This window comes from Streptomyces sp. NPDC026500 (assembly GCF_055567635.1).
In genome coordinates, this window is the sequence record NZ_JBVHQB010000012.1 from 239,971 (window position 1) to 257,852 (window position 17,882).

At 67.9% G+C, this 17,882-nt stretch carries 16 protein-coding genes; 13 read left to right on the forward strand and 3 right to left on the reverse strand.

What is annotated here, in order from left to right; genetic code table 11:
• Positions 1–16 precede the first annotated feature (16 nt).
• Both ACZ4N5_RS23095 and ACZ4N5_RS23100 read right to left on the reverse strand, forming a co-directional pair.
• A complete protein-coding gene (locus ACZ4N5_RS23095; RefSeq protein ID WP_467758939.1) occupies positions 17–715 on the reverse strand; it encodes a hypothetical protein in 699 nt (232 codons plus the stop codon).
• A gap of 149 nt (positions 716–864) precedes the next feature.
• Positions 865–1,497 carry an RNA polymerase sigma factor gene (locus ACZ4N5_RS23100; RefSeq protein ID WP_467758940.1) on the reverse strand — a complete coding sequence of 211 codons (633 nt, stop codon included), beginning with the start codon at positions 1,495–1,497 and terminating at the stop codon, positions 865–867.
• 446 nt (positions 1,498–1,943) lie between these two features.
• Here ACZ4N5_RS23100 and ACZ4N5_RS23105 point away from each other — a divergent pair, with 446 nt between their 5' ends.
• From ACZ4N5_RS23105 to ACZ4N5_RS23125, 5 genes are all read left to right on the forward strand, one after another.
• Positions 1,944–2,438, forward strand: a complete 495-nt coding sequence (locus ACZ4N5_RS23105; RefSeq protein ID WP_467758941.1) for a DUF1877 family protein — start codon at positions 1,944–1,946, stop codon at positions 2,436–2,438.
• A gap of 307 nt (positions 2,439–2,745) precedes the next feature.
• Positions 2,746–5,046, forward strand: a complete 2,301-nt coding sequence (locus ACZ4N5_RS23110; RefSeq protein WP_467758942.1) for a peptidoglycan recognition protein family protein — start codon at positions 2,746–2,748, stop codon at positions 5,044–5,046.
• 346 nt (positions 5,047–5,392) lie between these two features.
• Positions 5,393–5,557: a hypothetical protein gene (locus ACZ4N5_RS23115; protein ID WP_467758943.1), complete on the forward strand. Its 165-nt coding sequence runs from the start codon at positions 5,393–5,395 to the stop codon at positions 5,555–5,557.
• Between the two features lie 628 nt (positions 5,558–6,185).
• Positions 6,186–7,010 carry a serine/threonine-protein kinase gene (locus ACZ4N5_RS23120; RefSeq protein ID WP_467758944.1) on the forward strand — a complete coding sequence of 275 codons (825 nt, stop codon included), beginning with the start codon at positions 6,186–6,188 and terminating at the stop codon, positions 7,008–7,010.
• A 10-nt stretch (positions 7,011–7,020) separates the two neighbouring features.
• Positions 7,021–8,439: a hypothetical protein gene (locus ACZ4N5_RS23125; RefSeq protein ID WP_467758945.1), complete on the forward strand. Its 1,419-nt coding sequence runs from the start codon at positions 7,021–7,023 to the stop codon at positions 8,437–8,439.
• Positions 8,440–9,460: 1,021 nt separating this feature from the next.
• On the opposite strand, the gene ACZ4N5_RS23130 is transcribed toward ACZ4N5_RS23125, so the two are convergent.
• Complete coding sequence (locus ACZ4N5_RS23130; RefSeq protein WP_467758946.1) at positions 9,461–10,267, reverse strand: class I SAM-dependent methyltransferase; 807 nt, start codon at positions 10,265–10,267, stop codon at positions 9,461–9,463.
• 56 nt (positions 10,268–10,323) lie between these two features.
• Here ACZ4N5_RS23130 and ACZ4N5_RS23135 point away from each other — a divergent pair, with 56 nt between their 5' ends.
• The 8 genes from ACZ4N5_RS23135 to ACZ4N5_RS23170 all read left to right on the forward strand — a co-directional run bounded on the left by ACZ4N5_RS23135 (position 10,324) and on the right by ACZ4N5_RS23170 (position 17,671).
• Entirely contained in the window at positions 10,324–11,040 is a 717-nt protein-coding gene (locus ACZ4N5_RS23135) for a GntR family transcriptional regulator (protein ID WP_467758947.1), read from the forward strand.
• Positions 11,041–11,810: 770 nt separating this feature from the next.
• The gene (locus ACZ4N5_RS23140; protein WP_467758948.1) at positions 11,811–12,074 is read left to right on the forward strand and encodes a DUF6284 family protein; all 264 of its coding nucleotides are present in this window, start codon (positions 11,811–11,813) and stop codon (positions 12,072–12,074) included.
• The gene (locus ACZ4N5_RS23145) at positions 12,071–12,409 is read left to right on the forward strand and encodes a hypothetical protein (RefSeq protein WP_467758949.1); all 339 of its coding nucleotides are present in this window, start codon (positions 12,071–12,073) and stop codon (positions 12,407–12,409) included. Before ACZ4N5_RS23140 ends, ACZ4N5_RS23145 begins: the two co-directional genes overlap by 4 nt.
• On the forward strand, positions 12,406–13,287 hold the full coding sequence (locus tag ACZ4N5_RS23150; RefSeq protein WP_467758950.1) for a DUF2637 domain-containing protein: 882 nt from the start codon (positions 12,406–12,408) through the stop codon (positions 13,285–13,287). The genes ACZ4N5_RS23145 and ACZ4N5_RS23150 overlap by 4 nt, the downstream gene beginning before the upstream one ends.
• Positions 13,287–13,670, forward strand: a complete 384-nt coding sequence (locus ACZ4N5_RS23155) for an RRQRL motif-containing zinc-binding protein (protein ID WP_467758951.1) — start codon at positions 13,287–13,289, stop codon at positions 13,668–13,670. The genes ACZ4N5_RS23150 and ACZ4N5_RS23155 overlap by 1 nt, the downstream gene beginning before the upstream one ends.
• A 22-nt stretch (positions 13,671–13,692) precedes the next feature.
• Positions 13,693–13,908, forward strand: coding sequence for a hypothetical protein (locus ACZ4N5_RS23160; RefSeq protein WP_467758952.1), 216 nt, complete (start codon positions 13,693–13,695; stop codon positions 13,906–13,908).
• 93 nt (positions 13,909–14,001) lie between these two features.
• Positions 14,002–15,564, forward strand: a complete 1,563-nt coding sequence (locus ACZ4N5_RS23165; RefSeq protein WP_467758953.1) for a hypothetical protein — start codon at positions 14,002–14,004, stop codon at positions 15,562–15,564.
• Position 15,565: 1 nt separating this feature from the next.
• Complete coding sequence (locus ACZ4N5_RS23170) at positions 15,566–17,671, forward strand: hypothetical protein (protein WP_467758954.1); 2,106 nt, start codon at positions 15,566–15,568, stop codon at positions 17,669–17,671.
• The last annotated feature ends 211 nt before the right edge of the window (positions 17,672–17,882 follow it).

The window sequence follows — 17,882 nt, forward strand, 5'->3', positions numbered from 1 at the left end:
TCGGTTACGGCGGGGGCTACTTGTGCTTCCCGCTGCCCTTCGTGTCGCTCGCCCGGCCGTTTTCGGCCGCGTTGCCCGTACCGCCGGCGCCGTTGCCGGAGGCGTCGGCGCTTGCTGCCTTGCCGTTGTCGGCGGGCCTGCTCGGCGCGGCGGTCGCCCGCGCCAGCTGCTCGGAGCAGTATGCGGCGACCTTGTCCTTCCCGCCGGCGGCCGTGACGAGTCGCTGCCAGGCCGTTCCGTCGAGCGCTTTGCCGCGATCCGTGACCTGCTCGTAGGCACGGCAGTGGGCTTCGGCGTCCTGGGCGGTGGCCGGGCCGTCCGTGGGTCCGGGGACGCCGGAGGACGTCGACGAGGCCTCACCGCCCGGCTGGTCCGGCGCGGCCGTCGACGGGTGCGCGGTCCCCCGCTCGGCACCGCCACCGTCCGTGGACGAGCCGACGGAACCGATGGCCGCGACCGCGACTCCGCCCAGCGTGAGACTGGCGAACACCACGCCGAGAGCTACCTTCACAGGACGCCTGGCACGCCGCTCCGCGGGCAGCCGCCAGTCGTCCCGGCGCCGGGTGCGCGCCCGGTGCGCGCCTTCGTCATGGGCGGCCCGGAAGGCGGCCAGGGCCCGCTGCTCGACCTCGGGGTCGAGCTCGCCTCCGCGTAGGACGGCGCCCAGCTCCGTTTCCAGCGTGGCGGCGTCACGCACCTCCCACGGGTCGGACACGGCGCCGCCAGGGTGCGCACGTCGACGGCCCGGAACTCCGTCACCGCCCAGCCGTTCACCCATGTCCGCTTCCGTTCCTGTTCGACCGGTTCGATTCGTTCGGCGTTCCGGGTCTGATCCTGTCCGTCGCTTGCTGTTGCCGACGTCGTTCATTTCGACTCACCCAGCGTTGCGGAGGCCTCATTCGTCACACCCCCGTCCGCGTCGCCGTCGACGCCCAGCTGACGGGCGAGGCGTTTCAGGCCCCGGTGGGCGGCAGTGCGCACCGCTCCCGGGCGCTTGCCCAGGACGCGTGCGGCGGCGGGACCGTCCAGGCCGACGACGACCCGCAGGAGCACGGCCTCGGCCTGGTCCCGCGGCAGCCCGCGGACCAGTTCCATCGCCCGCTCGGTGGACAGGGACTCCAGGGCCTCTTCATGCGTGCTGTTCCGGCTGGGCAGGTCCAGTACGTCCTGTTCGGTCCCTCCCGCCCGGGGCCGTACGCGCTGGCGACGCAGATGGTCCAGCGCCCGGTGCCGGGCGATGGTCGAGGTCCAGCCGCGGAACCCGGACCCGTCCCCCTTGAAACGGCCGAGGTCACGGGCGATCTCCAGCCAGGCGTCGGAGGCCACGTCCTCCGCGTCGTCGCCGACCAGGCCGCGCAGATAGCCCAGCAGGCCCGGCTGCACGATCCGGTACGCGACCGCGAAGGCGGCCTCGTCGCCGTCCTGGGCCCGCGCGACCGCCGCGCCCAACTCCCCGTCGTACGCCTGTGCACGCCGGGGTTGCCGTACCTGGCCCAAGACTGTCCTCGTTCGTACCGGGTTCATGGCGAGTGCATGCCGTCCGCCGTGCTCCGGTCGCATCGTCGGCCCCATGATTACCAGCGTCTGTCCGTGCAGAAGTGTCACAACGCCTCGGGTGCCCCTTCCCGTCGTCGCCCGTGCCCGCCACCCGGCCGCCGAGGCCGCGCGGACCGTCGCGTCGCGGCACAACGGCCGCAGCGAGCCCTGTCCGGCGAAGCAGCGGCGGCCCGGCGGCCGCACGGGATCTCGTCCTCTGCGCTGCCGTCACATACGAAGAGAGCGAAGTCTGCGGTCGATCCGTCACTCGGTACCGGGGATTCCCGGCAACCGCGCGGTACCGCCCCACCGCCCACCGCCGCGCGCACGACGGTCGAGGTGTCTTCCCCCGAACGGGGTCCGTCGGGCCGCGTAATGCTTCAGCACCCCCGCGCGCTCCCTCTGGCATGAGTACGTACCTCCGTCTGCGAGCGGTACCGCCCCCCGCACTGCGCAACAGCACGAACTGGCTCGAACGACTCTTCGAGGACGACTCGGAGACGGTCCGGAACCGGGTCCGCCGGCACCGTGAAGAGGCGCTGGACAAGCGTTATCTGGACCAGGAGCGCATCTACGCCGGCGCACCCCCGCATCGTGCCGAAGACCGGCCCCGGACCCAGGTGGTGCTCGGTGGTCGGCCGGTGTTCCGCGCCGACCGGCACAAGCCGCCGTTCCTGGTACTGACGGCGGCCCAGGCCCGCCAGGTGGCCGGGTTCCTGGCGATGGCCGACTTCGACGCGCTGTGGGATTTCGCCCGCGCCGAACTGCTGCCGCGCTACGGCGGTGTGGCCGCGGAGTCCGAGACGTGGCATGCGTTCGCGGTGACGCACCAGGAGTTGAGGGCGTTCTACGCACAGACGGCCGAGTGCGGGGACGCGGTGGTGAAGTGGCTGCCGACCTGAGTCGCCCGAGGGGCGCGGGCCAGGAATCGTGACGACCGCGCCGGTCGGCCAGGACAGCTCCACCGCTCTGCCGGTGGCGCACAGTCAGCGGGCTGACCAGCGCTGACGCGTGACACATCGCCATCGCAGTGGTCTGCATCACCACAGCCTGTTGCCCTGTGACGTTCGTCGGACGCGGTGCGCTGTAGAGGGCGGCTACCTGTGTGACAGGTGTGCCTCATGTGACTTTTTCTGTGGCCTTTCCGGGCCTTCTAGGGGTGGATACATCGTGGGTCGTCGTACGTCGCATGCGTACAGACCGCTGAGCATGAAACGACGGGCGTGGCTGACGCTCGGTGCGCTGGTCCTGGGCGGCGGGGGTGTGGTGACCTACGCCGTCGCCAGCCCGTCCTCCGATCCTGGCGCGGCCCGCCGGGCCAAGCGGCCGGCGAAGGTGTACGACCTCGCGCTCAAGGGCGGCTCAGGCGACAAGCGGGAGCTGCCGCGCACGGACACCGAGCAGTTCTCGATGCTCGGCGTCTCATGGACGGGGGCGGCCAAGCGGCTCGACGGCACGGCGCAGGTACGCACCCGGAGCATCGAGACCGGCCGGTGGAGTGCCTGGCAGGACCTCGAACTGAACGTCGACCCGCTGGAGAACCCGGGTGCCGGAGTGCGCGGAGCATCCGAGCCGTTGTGGGTCGGCCCCTCCGACGGCATGCAGGCGCAGATCGTCCGCAAGAGCGGCGCCGGCAGCTCCGCTCTGCCCAAGGGGCTTGAGGTCAACCTGGTCGACCCGGGGGTGATCACCGACGCCGAGACCGAGGCCGGCGGCACCGCGGCCGAACGGGCCGCGTTCGTCGTCGATGAAAGTCCCGGCGCCACGGCGTCCGCGCCCACCGACGGCACCACCGCCACGCCGACGGACGGCCAGACGGCCACCTCCCCGGCCGCGACGGACACCACGCCCGCAGCCACCGACTCCGTCCCGCCCTCCGCGTCGGCGTCCCCCACGGAGTCCGTCCCGCCCTCTGACTCGGCGACCCCCACGGACTCCGTGTCGCCCTCGCCGAGCACGTCCTCCAGCCCGCCGCCCTCGGCGCCGCCGTCGACCGTGCCCGAACCGCCGATCGTCTCGCGCGCCGGCTGGGGTGCCGACGAGTCGATCAGCCCCGAGGCGCCGGAGTACAACGCGGACGTGAAGGCGGTCTTCGTCCACCACACCGACGGGGCGAACGACTACTCCTGCGCCGACTCGCCGTCGATCATCCGGAGCATCTACGCGTACCACGTCCAGGTCAGCGGTTGGAAGGACATCGGCTACAACTTCCTCGTCGACAAATGCGGCACCATCTTCGAGGGCCGCAAGGGCGGCGTCGACCTTCCGGTGTTCGGCGCACACACCTACGGCTGGAACCGGGAGAGTGCGGGCGTCGCGGTGCTCGGTGACTACACCACCACCAGCGCCACCAACGCGACGCTGGCATCGGTCGCCCGCCTGGCGGCCTGGAAGCTCGGCCAGTACGGCGCCGATCCCGCCGGAACCACCCAGCTCACGGCGGGCGCGGACCAGCACAACTACTTCAACACCAGCTTCACCGCGGGCAGCAAGTACACCTTCCAGCGGATCTCCGGTCACCGGGACGGCTACAACACCCAGTGCCCCGGCGGCCTGCTCTACGACCAACTGCCGACCATCCGCACCTGGGCATCCGGCCCGGTGCAGGGCCTGAAGGTCAGCTCGGTCGACGGCGCGGGCCTTTCGGGCTCGACGTACTACACCAAGGGCGCCATCACCGTCCGCTGGACGGCCACCACACCGGCGTCGTTGATCTCCAAGTTCGAGCTGCTGGTCGACGGCAAGAGCGTCGCCACCGCCTCCGGCACCGCCACCTCCGCCGGCGCCACCCTGGCCCTGGGCAGCCACACGGTCGCCGTGCGGGCCGTGCACCAGTCCGGCAGGACCGCGACCAGTGCCGCCCTGACCGTCGTCGCTGAGACGACCGCACCGACCTTCACCACCAGCCCGAAGGTCTCCCTGGGCTCCGGCACCGTCAGCACCAGCGCCGTCCCGGTCACTCTCGGCTGGAAGGCCACCGACGACAAAGCCCTGCGCGAGGTGAAGCTGCTGTCGCCCACCACCGCCACCTTCGGCCCGACCACCACCACCTCCAACCGCACCGCCAAGTCCGGCATCGCCACCACATGGTCGATGCGGGCCTACGACTACGCCGGCAACTACGTCACGTCCTCCCCCTCGTACACCCCGGTGATAGTGCAGGAGACCGCCGCCACGAAGTCCGGCAGCTGGACCACCCGCTCCTCCACCAGCTACCTCGGCGGCCAGTCCTACTCCAGCGGTTCCCAGGGCGCCGGCCTCAGCTGGACCTTCACCGGCCGCTCCGCCGCCTGGGTGGTCTCCCGCGCCGCCAGCTCCGGCCAGGCGTACATCTACGTCGACGGCACCAAGATCTCCACCGTCGACCTGAAGTCGTCCACCACCCTGTACCGGCAGGCGATCTGGACCAAGACCTGGTCGAGCAGCGCCAAGCACACCGTCAAGATCGTCGTGGTCGGCACCAGCGGCCGTCCCACCGTCACCACCGACGGCCTCGTCTACATCAAGTGACCCAGGCCCCGCGAAGACGCGGCGCACCACGCCGTCGGCGGTTCGAGTGAGGCCGACGGCGGTTCGAGCAACAAGGTCGCGCGTTCGCACGATCAGGACGTACCGGTCTGCCGGTACGTCCTGATCGGGGGGGGGTTCCGCTGCCGCCGGGCTCCACCGCCCCCAGCGGAACCCACCCGACGGCACGACATAACCCCTCAACGGCGTTCACATATCCGCCCACACGGCCTGACGCGCCATCACCCGGCCATCCCGATCCGCCACTTGGCGCCCGCAACTCATCACACAGAGCGACGACGATCGCGTGCTCCCTGACCCCGCTCTTCCACGGCCTGATTGCGGCGAGTTGGCCGCACGCGCCTGGGGCGAGGCGGACCTGGACGCCGAGTTGATCCACATCAGCAAGCGGCTGATGCCCATCTCCTACGACGTACACGAGGACGCCCCGAAAGCCGACAGCATCTTCGACATCAAGCCGATCCGAGCCTCGGTGATGCTCCCGCAGACCTGAAGCGAGAAGCAGACCGCCGAACCTGAGAAGTGGACGTCGACCGGCGCTCCCGACCCCGCCGCAGCCGCAGCCGCAGCCGTCCGGGCTGCCGCCGATCAAGCTTCACGACGGCCGCCACGAGGCAGCGAGCCCGGCGCCGACTGCCGGCGCTGCCCCGAAGGCAGTGCGGGCGACGCTCGGGCACGCCGCGATGGCGACAGCCGGCAGTTGCGCGGTGCCGTCGGCACGACCCCGCGCCCGGCGCCGCCGCCGGGCCCGCTGAACGCAAAAGCCCAGCTCAGACACCTTCTGAGCTGGGCTTGAAGCTGAGCCCCCTGTCGGATTCGAACCGACGACCTACGCATTACAAGTTGTCCGATCTTGCTCCGCGTACGTCCATCGGAGTCCACCGTGGAGCGTTAGACGCTGGTCAACACCACCACTGGACTTCCGTGGATGTCGGCGAACCAGCTTGGAAGAAGGAGGGATTGAGCCCCCGACTGAGACCGCCGCGCGACCGCGCCGCCAACTCGGTTGGTTCGTGACCAGGATGATTCGCGTTCGCCCTCTTGATCGCACAACAAGATGCTGCATGATTGTGTGGTCACATCATCACGTGGCGTAGCGCTCGACGAGGCGAGGAGACTCCTTGAACCAGCCTGCTGTGCCACGGTTCACGCCCGAGGAAGTCGCCAGTCAGCTCGGCGCAGAAGCCACGTTTCTCGGGGCCGGCGCCTTCGGCGACACGTGGAAGGTAGGCGACGAGGCGGTCAAGATCATATGCGTCGACGACTACTCCGTGGCCCGCCTAGAGCGAGAAGTTGAGGGTCTACGCCGCGTCAACTCACCGTACGTCGTTGCCTTCCACGGCCCCATCAGCCTGCAACTCCGCGGAAGACTCCGGCCTGCGTTGCGGTTCGAGTACATCGACGGCGGCGACGTCGAGGGACGTACGACAAAGGGTGAATTCTTGGACCCGCAGAAAGCAGAAGGCTTTCTGCGTGGCCTTCTGTGCGGGACACAGGCGCTACACAAGGCCGGAACCATCCATCGTGATATCAAACCCGCAAATATTGCATTGCGTAATGGGGAATGGGATTCTCCAGTCATTTTGGACCTTGGGCTTGCTAAGCAAATAGACGCTAGCACCATTACCGTCTATCCCGGCCATGTCGGAACTTTTCCGTACATGGCGCCAGAGCAATTGATCGGCCAGCGGGCAAGAAAAGCAGCAGATCTGTGGGCCATCGGGGTAACCACCAGGCATGTCATAACTGGGCAACACCCGTTCTACGAGATCGGCGACATGTACACGGTCGATGAGGCCTATGCGCGCCTAGCACAGGGACCGCGACCACTTCCATCCAGTTGCCCTGATGCCGTTTGCGCGATCCTCGATCGCATTACGTCCATGGTTGAGCACGAAAGAGGCAGTGTTTCAAGCAACCTGATTCGCCTTAGCCGGGGCAACTAGAGGGGGATGCATGCACCAGGACGAGCCCGACCCGATGCCCGAGACTGACCTTTCCTGGTCCACAGGCGTGCAGGATGAACTCGACTGGCCCGCCGTGGATGAGGAAGAGCTGGAGAACGCGGCCCTCAACGCCTATCTGGATGCAGAAGAAGAGTATGTCCCTCTACCGAGCGAAGACAGCTTCCTCATTCTGAGTGGCGAAGGCGCAGGAAGCGTTGTCACTGCTCCACCAGCGGGATCAGTGGCGAGCAGAACCGAGAATGCACCTCCCAGAATTGACCGGGATCAGGCACTAGGCGGTTCGCGTCCTATCTATCTCGTCCAACGCGGGGGGAGGTACTACCGGTTCCTTCCGCGCCTCCTAGTTGGACTCCATGCATCCTACGGAGACAGCCTAGCTCTGGGTGTCATTGCGAGCATTCCATCGGCCAACTCCCAGGCCCATCGCATTTTTTTTGATCAGTCACCGGTTTCCGCGCTTCGGATCGCAGACCCAAAATGCTACCTCTTGGATACAGAGGTGCTGAGGCTCCACAAAGAGCCAATAAGTGCCCGCGGATACAAGTACGCCCCCTACCTCGCCGGCAGTGAGGCACCTGACTGGGTACAGCGGGTGCTCGACGCTCAGCGAGCTGCTGGCGCGAATCTCCTTCTAACTCCGGGTAGAGCGCTCGACCCCGACAATCCACAACCGTCTCTAGATAGGGCCTGCGAGCAAGGGGACGACGTCCTCTCCCGCCTAGGCCGGGGCGAACGCGCCGCGCTGAATCTGACCCTGCCATCTCGATGGCTTACTAGCGCGACACTCAGGAACCGTCTACTGGACCAGATAATGGACCAAGATCAGTTTGACACTCTTTACGTCCGCGTACAGTGGGCGCAGAGTAGAGCGTTTGTCCCCCCGGACGAAACGGAGCTGCTCACGGGCATTAAGAAGCTTGCCAACCTGTGCGCAGATGAGGACCGGTGCCTCCTCCTCCCGCAGACCGGATTGACCGGGTGGTATGCCCTGGCTCATGGTGCTTCCGGATTCGGGCTTGGCGTTAGTGGGGCCGACCAAGCATTCGCCGAGTACGTCTTCCGTGCGGGCGCAAAGACTCCGATTGAAAGATACTTCGAGAAACAGCTCCTTCACGTTCCAGATCGAAGCACTCACAAACTGCTTTCCAAGACGACAGGTTATGTTCAGTGCACGTGCCCCTACTGCCCTGCACTTTATGCGAACGAACCGTGGTCGCAGGAGCTTTCCGCGCTCCACTTCTTGCACTGCATGGGTGAACTCACTGCAAAGGTCCAGCGCGACTCAGTACGCAATGGCCGACATGCCGCCCTCAGGAGAATTGTGGCGGCCGCACAACGGTTCGCCTCGGGCCTACCTCTCGCCGAACAGTCTCCGAAGCATTTGGACGCCTGGGGTCAGGCCCTGTAGATGTGGTTAGGTCGCTACCAAAGACGTGTCGGATAGGCCCACTCACCTCTCCGCGCATACACAACTCAGCAGCCCTCTCCACGAGCAGCTCTCTGTACACACTCGTTCCCAAACGATGCCCGGCCGGCTCTGCAGGAACGAGCGGCTCAAGTCCAGTTTTCTGATCGAGAGAAGCAAGTCCAATACCTGCGGTCGAAAACAAATCACGGTGCGCAAGAGCGGGAGCGGAAAGTTCGGCATCCAGGACCAACCATGCCTCATCAGCCGCCAGACCGTGACGTAGGGTCTGCTGGAATCCTCCTCTCCAGTCCCGGATCTTGGCTTCGACAGTACAGATTCGAGTGGCCAAGCTGCGAAAACGACTTACAGCCCTCCACTGCCCTCTCGAAGTCCGCTCCACATGCCCAGAACAAGCAAGTTGAGGCAAAATTGCAGATGAAATGTGACCAGGGCTCAGGTGGGAATATTTAGAGATCTGAGAAGGGGATTGAGTCTCCCCTGGTGCCTTCTGCAGAGAAAATAGGACGCTCATGCAGGCGAGATCAACGATTACCCCTTGTGACCTTGAACGCCGCTGACGAATTGCCTCTTCGTCAAAGCACACGAGAACGACGTCGGGAATTCCAGAGGTTGACTGAACCTCGAAGAACACTTTACCGCCAGTACCGATCAGCTTAGACGCTTGCCTTTCGATGGGTTCGAGCATGTCGGCTTCTCTCGCAAATTGCGCTTTCGGCACTAGCGCAACTCCCCTCGGCTCTAACGTCACGAAAAGCTAGCCCTGGAAGTCTAGCGGAAAATCCAACGGATTCCGCTAACGAAACGGCTAAATCTCGGAGCTTAAGCACGGCAAGCAGCAGCCGGAGCGGGAGCGAGAAAGCTGCAGCCCGGACGGGGATCGCTTCCCTGTCGATTTAATGCCCACATAGGTTCGAATTGGCCATTAAATAGACGGGAACCTTTGATCGAGGCAACGCGTTACCGGCTACCTATGCCTCTCAATGTTCGCCAGCATTGATGCCTAAAGGGCCCTTCCGATGGCTAGCAGGTGCGAGCTTGCAGCAAGCAATTCCGGGTACGGCTCCGCCATGCGCGCTGCCTCCATCGCTGAGGCGATCAGGTCGTCCGTGGGTCCCTCGCCCGGCTGTTGCTCGGCTGCCTTCACGAGCGACCATGCGGGCCCTTCGATCCCGAAGACCTGCACGTCCGTCAAGCCGGAGGCCACCAACTCCGCCACAAGCTCTTCAGCGCGGTGGAAGTAAGACAAAGTGAACCCTCGTACACCGTCATAGACGGACGTCTCAAGGATCTTGGAGACGGAGTCACGAATCCGTTCGGTGTGCAGGTGGGCGTATGTGACGTGCTCAAAGAGCGACGCGTAACGGTTGATTGCAGCCGCCGCAACCAATCCGCCCGGCTTCACCACGCGACGGGCTTCCGCGAGCGCGCTACGCCGATCATCGGGGTCGGGCAGGTGGTACAGCGGCCCAAGGAGCTGCACAACGTCGAAACTGTCGTCCGGCTCATGCAGATCGCGAGCATCTCCCACCATCGCCGAGCACACGGCCGCTGCGCTGTCGACATGACGGGGCACAGGGTCCACGAGCGTGACCTCGTAGCCGTCCTTCACAAGCCATTCAGCGTGAACCCCGGTCCCCCCTCCCACGTCGAGTACGCGTGCTGGCGCGGGGGGCAAGAAGCGTCGGAGAAGCTCTTGAGTCCTGGCCAACTCCATACGTCCGTCTGCCGAGCTACGCAGGCGGCTGTCCTCGTTCACTGTCTCGCCGTAGAACCGCATCACAGAGGGTGCCAATTCGAGATTCGACATGGTCGCAGTATCGTGTGTACCGGTGGACCAGTCCAGCATGCGGAGCAGAGGAAGCCATGGCCGTCCTGAAGTACGAAGAGATCGCCGAGTCTCTGCGCGCCCGCATCGCCGCTGGTGAGTTCGCCCCTGGTGCCACCATCCCCTCCGGCCGCGACCTGGCCGAGCAGTGGGACGTGTCACGGGCTACCGCCATCAAGGCCGTGGACGTGCTGCGCAACGACGGCGTGGTGGTGGCCAAGCAGGGCACCGGTTTCGTCGTCACGGAGACGCCTGTGGCGCGCCCTGCCGGCGCCCGCCGAGCTGGGTCGGCTCGCATCTTGGGCGGGATGCCGTTCCTTCGCATCGGTACGCCCGACTGGGCAGAGCCTCCCGCCCGCGTCGCCGTCGCACTCGGGATCTCCCCCGGAGTGCTGGCGCTTCGACGCATCCGCGTCCTCCAGCTCCCGGACGGAACCCCGAATAGCTGCGTGGAGGCGTGGTTCCCTCCGGAGATCGCGGAGGCCGCACCTCGCCTCGCCGACACTGCTCCCATCGCCGAGGGCACGACACGCTACGTCCGCCGGCAGACCGGACGGTTCCCGGTCGAGGGAGTAGACATCACCACCGTGCGCCTCGCTACGGACACCGAGGCGGAGCGCTTGAACGTAGCGACGGCCACCCCGGTCGCCGTGCTCCTCCATACGGCACACGACGAGGAAGGTCGTCCGCTGGTCTGCGAGGAAGGTGTTACTCCCTCCTCGCTCTTCGAGCAGGTGGACACCTACGCCATGTAGGCACCCCCAAACCAAGCTGGACCGGTCCGCCGGTCCAGCTTTTTTGATGCCTCGTCACGTGAACTGACCTGTGCAAACTCTGCCCATCGTCATCCAACTCCATTTTCGGCGCTTGACTGGACCGGTCCACCGGTCCAGTCTGTTGATGCGACGCCACTCCTCCTCGGTAAGGAGCGGCTCCGGCTCGGGATGGCTCGCCACAACTAGGGGCCCCGCGCTGGTGGTTGCTTGAGAACTGCATAGGTGGGCCCCGTCTCCCCGAGTCGAAAAGACGGACCACGCGGCTCTGCCGCGCATCGACCCTCGCGGCGCTTGCTGCGGCCGGTTGCCTCCGCTGCTCGTCTCGTACGAGCAGCGCCGAGGGGAGCCGGAACAGATCCCGGTCCACAACACAGAGCGGTCCCCCGGGTTGCCCCCCGAGAGACCGCGTACAGGCACCTGAGTTGGAGGCACCTGTGATTACCAGTCTGACAGACGCGGAGCGGGCGGAACTGGCCCGTAAGGCGGCTGAGGCGAACAAGCGCAGCCAGGACAACACCCGTGCTCGGGGCGGTCGTTCATGACCGACTCCGAGCATGAGCGGACGAAGCCGCCGCTTCCCGTGCGCCCGCCCCGACCTCATCCGCACGCGGCCGTGACCGGCCGCTGATCTGCGGCCGCGCGGCGCACCTTGTCCGCGCGGCCATCGACCACAACGGCGCGCACCCCCGGAGTAGCCGCTCCGGGGGGTGCTGTTCGGGCCGTTCACCCTGTGAGAGGAACACGACCCAATGAGCCACATCGTGACTGTTCAGGAAGCTGTTACCGCGTTCGCCGATTGGCTGGAGCCGACGGATGCGGAGCTAGACGCGATCGAGACCGAGATGCCGGTCGTCCTCGCGGACATCGACCTGCTGGACGCCTACATCACCACGCTTGACCGCACCCCGTCCGAGCTGGACGCCCGCCGACTGCACAGGGCCCGCCGCCGGGCGCTGGCCGCGCGACTGGAGCTGACCCACCTGAGCGCCACCGCGGCGGGGGTGGGCGCATGAGTTCCCAGACCCTCGCCCTGGACGACCTGGCCAAACCGTTACGCGCACTGCGCCTGCTGTCCCTGGACTTCGGGCATCTGGTGGCGCCGAACGTCGCAGTGTCCGCGATCTACCCGGGCCAGCTGGAGCTGACGTTCCACGATGACCTGCCCGGTTTCGAGGCATGGCGGGAAGCGCTCGGGGTTGCCCCGGACGCGGTGACCTATCGCGAGCAGAGCGACGGCCGGACGCGCCTGCTGTTGGCGGCCGTCGACTACGCGGGCGCTGAAGTGCATCTGACGGGCTTCGCGAACGTCGACACCCCGGCCCCGACCGCGGCGGGGGGTTCGGTGTGAACCGGTCCGGAAAGACGCTGCTGGTGCTGGCCCTGGTCGCCGTCGTCGCGATGGCGTTTAGGGTCTCGTGGAACGCGCTGCGGGACGTGGCCCGCGTGGTCGGAGCAGACGCGACCGCGGCGACGCTCTACCCGTTCGTGGTCGACGGGCTGATGGCCCTGGCCCTGGTCGCCACGCTGGTGCTGACCGACGAACGCGACAAGCGGTTCGCGCTGCGCGTGCTGGCCACCTACACCCTGGCCTCCCTGGTCCTGAACTACGTCCACGGCCTCATCCCTGCACTCCACACTCACGCGGTGGACTGGGGGCGCCTGGCCGGCTGGGACCCAGCGAACTGGGCCCTGGTTCTGCTCGCCACTTCGCTGCCGGTCGGCTCGATCTACTTCGGTTCCGACCTGGTCGCCAAGGTGCTGCACCACCACCCCGCCCCCGCACACGAAAGGGCGGACGGGCACCGTGCGGACGCATCCGCATCCTTCCCGCACACCCCCGCACCGCTCGCGTCGGACCGCCCGCACGCCGCCCTGGCCGAAGGGCCGGAGACGACTGCGGCGCAGGTATCGACGCAGGTAAATATGGCTGCGGATGCCGTGCGGGCGCCGTCTGAGTCTGCCTCGCACACCGTCCGCACGCTGGAGCTAAGTGGGGAGGAAGAGGCCGCACGACAGGCGCAGTTCGAGGAAGCGGAGCTGGAGCGGATGCGGCAGGACGCACGCCGTACGTACGCCGAATCCGCACAGGCCGACCGTCCGCTGTCCGCGCGAGCGCTGGGTGAGGCGTACGGCATGAGCGAGTCGTGGGCCCGCAAGCAGATCCTCGCCGTCCGCAACACCGACGACGCCGACCGCCCGCACCTGATCGCCATCGGCAGCAACTGATGCCGACCGCCTACAGCCGCTGCTTCGACCCGACCGGCGCCCGCTACGGCATGCCGACGTTCCCCTGGCGGTTGGCCCCGGACGGCTACGCCACCCGCCGCCAACTCCGCACCCGCGGACTGCGGCCCGGCGGTCAGCCGATCGCCGCACAGCTCATGGTGATCAACCGGCGCGCCGGCACGCCCCGCGTCGCCTACCTCTACCGCGAGGACCTCGCCCAGCCCGTTCGGCCGATGACATCCCGCAAGTGGGGCGCGCTCGCGCTGGCCATGCTCGCCCGCCGCACCTGCCCCAAGTGCCAGGTCACCTACAGCTTTTGCCTGTCCACCAGGCATGGCGTCTGCGGCCTGTGTCTGGCAGCCGACGAACAGCGCACTGCCTGAACACCCTTTTCGAGGAGAACCCGTGAGCGTTGCACCGCAGCAGGGCACGCACTTCTTCGTCCTGTCCCTGGAGAAGCCGGGCCTGTTCTCCATGACACAGGAGGGCACCTGCACCCCTCCGCCTGGCGCCACTCGCGCGGACATGTATCAGCGGCTCTACCAGGCCGTGACGGCCGAAGACCCGAACCTTTCCGGCGCCACAGTCGCTTTCTTCTCACTGGAGCCAAACCAGCTCTGACCTGCGCTTCCCACAACACCCGTTGGCAGGCCCGGCCGCCCGCCTCCTACAGCCATTGGCCGGGCCCTACTCCGCAAAGGGAGTGCTCACAGCATGACGGAACTCAGCACCGAACCGGTAGCCGTTGAGGCTGCCCCCACCGCACCACCGCCACCGCCCGAGCCACCGAAGACAACGACACAGGACGTGAAGGAGGTCGACCACACGCCCGGCGGCTGGCCGGTCGTTCCGCTCGCCCTGTCCGGCACGAACACCACGGTCGGATTGGTCGCCGCGGCATCCCTGGCGGGCGGACCGATCGCCGCCATGGTCGCCGCGACGGGCGCCCTTGTCCTCGGCACCGTCGCCGCCACCCGATCCCGCACCCCCAACAAGCGACGCGACCCCCGACGCGCCGCAGCCCGCAACGCTGGACGTGCCGCGGCCCGCAGCGCGGGCCTGCACCGCGGCGGCGCGAGCGGGACCGGAGCCGGGGGCCGTTCGCATGGCTCCCGCTCTGGCCGCACGGGCGGCGCGGGGTCCGGCCGGGTGTCGGGCCGGCACCGCCGCGGCGCCGGTACTGCCGCACGGCACGGCAGCACCGCAGGCCAGTCTCTGAGTAAGTCCGGTCTTGGCGCGCACAGGAACAGCGCGGGCCTGATCGGGCAGGTGCGGGCGCTACGTGGTGCGCAGCAGGCCGCGGCCGGGTCGCGTGCCGGGCAGCGGGCGCAGACCACTGCGGCCCGCCGCGCGGTCGCCGATGCCCGGCGCAACGCCAAAGCCGCCCGCAGCAGTGCCGGCCTGAACAGCCGCGCCGGGCGCGGTGTCGCCGGGCGGATGCTTGGCGGCGCCGCCCGTAAGGCCCGAGCCTCACGCGATGCGGCGGTCGCGAAGAACCGTGCGCGCCGGGACCATAAGACCGGCGCCACCGTCGACACGCAGCGGAGTGCCGTGCGTAAGGCGCCCGCCCGCAAGGCGGCACGGCAGGCGTTGCGCAGGTCTGCGGCCCGGTTCCACCGGCGGCGCCTGCTCGCCGCGCTGCTCGCCCTCCCGATCGGCCTGATCGGCTTCCTGACCAGCCCGATCGGCCGGAAGTTCCGGCTGCCGTGGCTGATCCACCCCGGCCGGCGCCTGTACCGCCGCATCGTCGGCGCCGCCCGTGAGCACCGCAATCTCCGCGACGACGCGATCCGCGACGACCTCACCGAGCGGGAAACCGCCGCGGATGCCGAGGCAGCCACGGACGGCAGCAACGGCATCGCCGGCGACGTCAAGCGACCGCCCACGACTGTCCTGAGCAGCACGAATGTCCCTGTGAGTGAAGGAGAGAACGTGTCCGGCTTCCGGTTCGAAGAGGCCGCTTCCGACATGGAGCAGGCCGCCAATCAATACGAGCCCGATGGCTGCATGGAGATCCTCGCCATGGTCGAAGGACTCCCGGCCGCGCTGACCTGCGTGGCGAACGTGATGAAGATCCTCGCGGAGCGCTCCGACTCGGAGTTTGCGCTGGAGAAGGAGGTCGCGGACGCGTTCAGCGACATCTTCGGCGCCCTGATGAGCTCCGTCGCGGTCGCCGAGGACATGGGCCCGCTGTTCCGCCAGGTCCACGCGCAGGACATCGCCCGGCACGAGGACCCCCGCAACGGCACCGAGGCAGAGAAGGGTTGGAACGTCTGAGATGAGCAGCACCGCCACCGCCAAACAGAAGCAGATGCAGGGCAGTGGTCCGGTGCTGGACTGGGCTGCCGGTCACGGACCCGTGACCGGCGCCCTGTCCGCCACCACCGGAGCCTTCGCCGTCGCCACCACCGGCGCCGCCACCGCCATGCCCCCCGGCTGGGCCCTCGCCGTCGGCGCCGCCGGCGCGCTGGGTCACACCATCGCCGGCGTCCGGGTCCGCAACGCCGGCCGCACCCTCGCCACCCGCGCCGCATCCTGGCTCGTCGGCGCTGGATGGACCACCTGGGCCATGACCCACGGCCCCCTCACGTGGGCCGCTCTCGGATCGCTCGCCACGGTGGGTGTCGGTATCGGCGCCGCTGCTCGGTCTGCCGCGCTGTACGAGGAGGCGCGCGAGGACGAGGCCATGGCCGCTGAACAGCGGCAGATCGCCGCGGAGTTGTCCGCGGAGCGCCGTGCGATCGCCGCGGAGTGGGTGGACCGCATCCAACGCGTCTGCTCCATCACCGTGCGCGTGCTGGGAGTGGAGATGTGGGAGACGAGCGCCGGGTTCTCCATCGACGCCGAACTCCCGCCCGGCGGCGCGACCTGGAACAGGATTGCCGGCGAGTCGCCGCGGCTGTCCGCGGATGCGCGGCTGCCGCACGGCTGCACCGCCACCGCGTCCCCCGGCATCCACCAGGGACGCGTCATCATCGACGTGACCACGGTCAACGTCCTGGAAGAGGAGCGCACCTACCCGGCCGACTACGGGCCGCTGTCCGTGCACACCGGCATCCCGTGGGGCTACCGCACGAATGCCGAGCAGATCCTCGCCTACCTGCGCGAGCAGTGCGCGTTGATCGTCGGTCCGACCGGATCGGGCAAGACGAACATGGTGCACGCGATCCTCGCCGGGTTCGCCCGCGCCGAGGACATCCTCACCTGGGTGATCGACCTGAACGCCGGATCGGCCGGCCTGCCCTGGGTGCTGCCCGCGCTGAACGGTGAACTCGTGCGGGAGGACGGCAAGCCCGTGCGGCCCGGCATCGACTGGCTCGCCGGCACCTACGATGAAGCCCTGACCATGCTGGATACGGCGGTGCGGGTGGCCAAGCAACGCAAGATGGGTTACCAGAACCTGCTGTCCAAGGCCAACACGGACCTGCTGCCGGTCAGCGCGAAGATTCCGCAGATCATGCTCGTCATCGACGAGGGCGCGGAGATCCTGGCCAGCACCGACCGGGAGATCCGCAAGCTCGGGGACAAGATCCTGGAAGTCATCCGGATCGCCCGCGCCATGGGCGTGCGAACCGTGCTCACAGCGCTCGGGGCGACCGGCAGCGTGCTGAGCAATCTGATGATCCGCCGGGAAGCCAAGGTCCGCGTCGCCCTCACCGGCGGCGAGACCGAGGGCATGGACCTTTCCAAGATGTTCCCCGGCTCTCGCGGTCTGCGAGTGGACCAGGCCCCGCACAAGGGAGCCGGGTTCATGGGCACCCCCGAATCTCCGGCAGCGTTGTTCAAGGCGTGGCGGATCCTCCCGAACCAGATCCGGGAGATCACCGCCGCGACCTCCGACCGGCACCCGCTGCTCGACGCGGTGTCCGCCAAGGCCGCCGGGCCCGCCTACGCGCGGCGCTGGGACGCCGAACGCACCGCCTGGATGCGCGACCAGGTCGCGGCAGACGACGCCGGCGACGTGTCGTCGGCTGCGCCGGGGGTGCTGCGGCTGTCAGCGTTGAGCGAGCAGCGCGAGTCTCCGGAGGATGCCTTGGCGCGCCGGTTCCGTGAGGAGATCGACGCGCAGTTCGGCACCGCACCTGACCCCCGACCCGCCGCCGAAGGTGACGGGCCGGAGCGGCCGGCCGGGCTGAACCTGTCGGCGCTGCGGGGCGAGCAGGACAGCCCCGCGCAACAGGCCGCGCTCGCCGCGCTGCTCGCCGCCGGACCCGAGGGCACCGGAGCGTCCGCGATCGCCCGCGCGCTCGCCGACGCGTACGGCACGACTCGTCAGACGGTCGTCGGCTGGCTGAAAACGTGGATGCAGGACGGCACCGCCGTCCGCATGGGAGAGGGCACCAAAGCCCGCTACGTCCACCGCTCCCACACGCCCGAGGGCTGATCGCTTGTCGCTTGTCGTCCTTCCTTCACCACATGTCGTCTGACGGGGCTCTGAGCCCCGGAGACGGCTTGTGACCTGGGAGGCGACAAGCGACAAGACAAGGCAGACGACAAGCCGCACGACAAGAGAGACGACAAGCCACGCGACAAGCACACCCATCCACCGCACGGGCCCGCGCCACTTGTTGGCGCGGGCCCGCGGCGCACCCCGA

Excerpts from the sequence above, each read along its gene's own strand:
- ACZ4N5_RS23105 (WP_467758941.1), top strand. The coding sequence starts at position 1,944 with ATGAGTACGTACCTCCGTCTGCGAGCGGTACCGCCCCCCGCACTGCGC.
- ACZ4N5_RS23110 (WP_467758942.1), top strand. The coding sequence starts at position 2,746 with ATGAAACGACGGGCGTGGCTGACGCTCGGTGCGCTGGTCCTGGGCGGC.
- ACZ4N5_RS23125 (WP_467758945.1), top strand. The coding sequence starts at position 7,021 with ATGCACCAGGACGAGCCCGACCCGATGCCCGAGACTGACCTTTCCTGG.
- ACZ4N5_RS23130 (WP_467758946.1), bottom strand. The coding sequence starts at position 10,267 with ATGTCGAATCTCGAATTGGCACCCTCTGTGATGCGGTTCTACGGCGAG.
- ACZ4N5_RS23135 (WP_467758947.1), top strand. The coding sequence starts at position 10,324 with ATGGCCGTCCTGAAGTACGAAGAGATCGCCGAGTCTCTGCGCGCCCGC.
- ACZ4N5_RS23140 (WP_467758948.1), top strand. The coding sequence starts at position 11,811 with ATGAGCCACATCGTGACTGTTCAGGAAGCTGTTACCGCGTTCGCCGAT.
- ACZ4N5_RS23145 (WP_467758949.1), top strand. The coding sequence starts at position 12,071 with ATGAGTTCCCAGACCCTCGCCCTGGACGACCTGGCCAAACCGTTACGC.
- ACZ4N5_RS23155 (WP_467758951.1), top strand. The coding sequence starts at position 13,287 with ATGCCGACCGCCTACAGCCGCTGCTTCGACCCGACCGGCGCCCGCTAC.
- ACZ4N5_RS23165 (WP_467758953.1), top strand. The coding sequence starts at position 14,002 with ATGACGGAACTCAGCACCGAACCGGTAGCCGTTGAGGCTGCCCCCACC.
- ACZ4N5_RS23170 (WP_467758954.1), top strand. The coding sequence starts at position 15,566 with ATGAGCAGCACCGCCACCGCCAAACAGAAGCAGATGCAGGGCAGTGGT.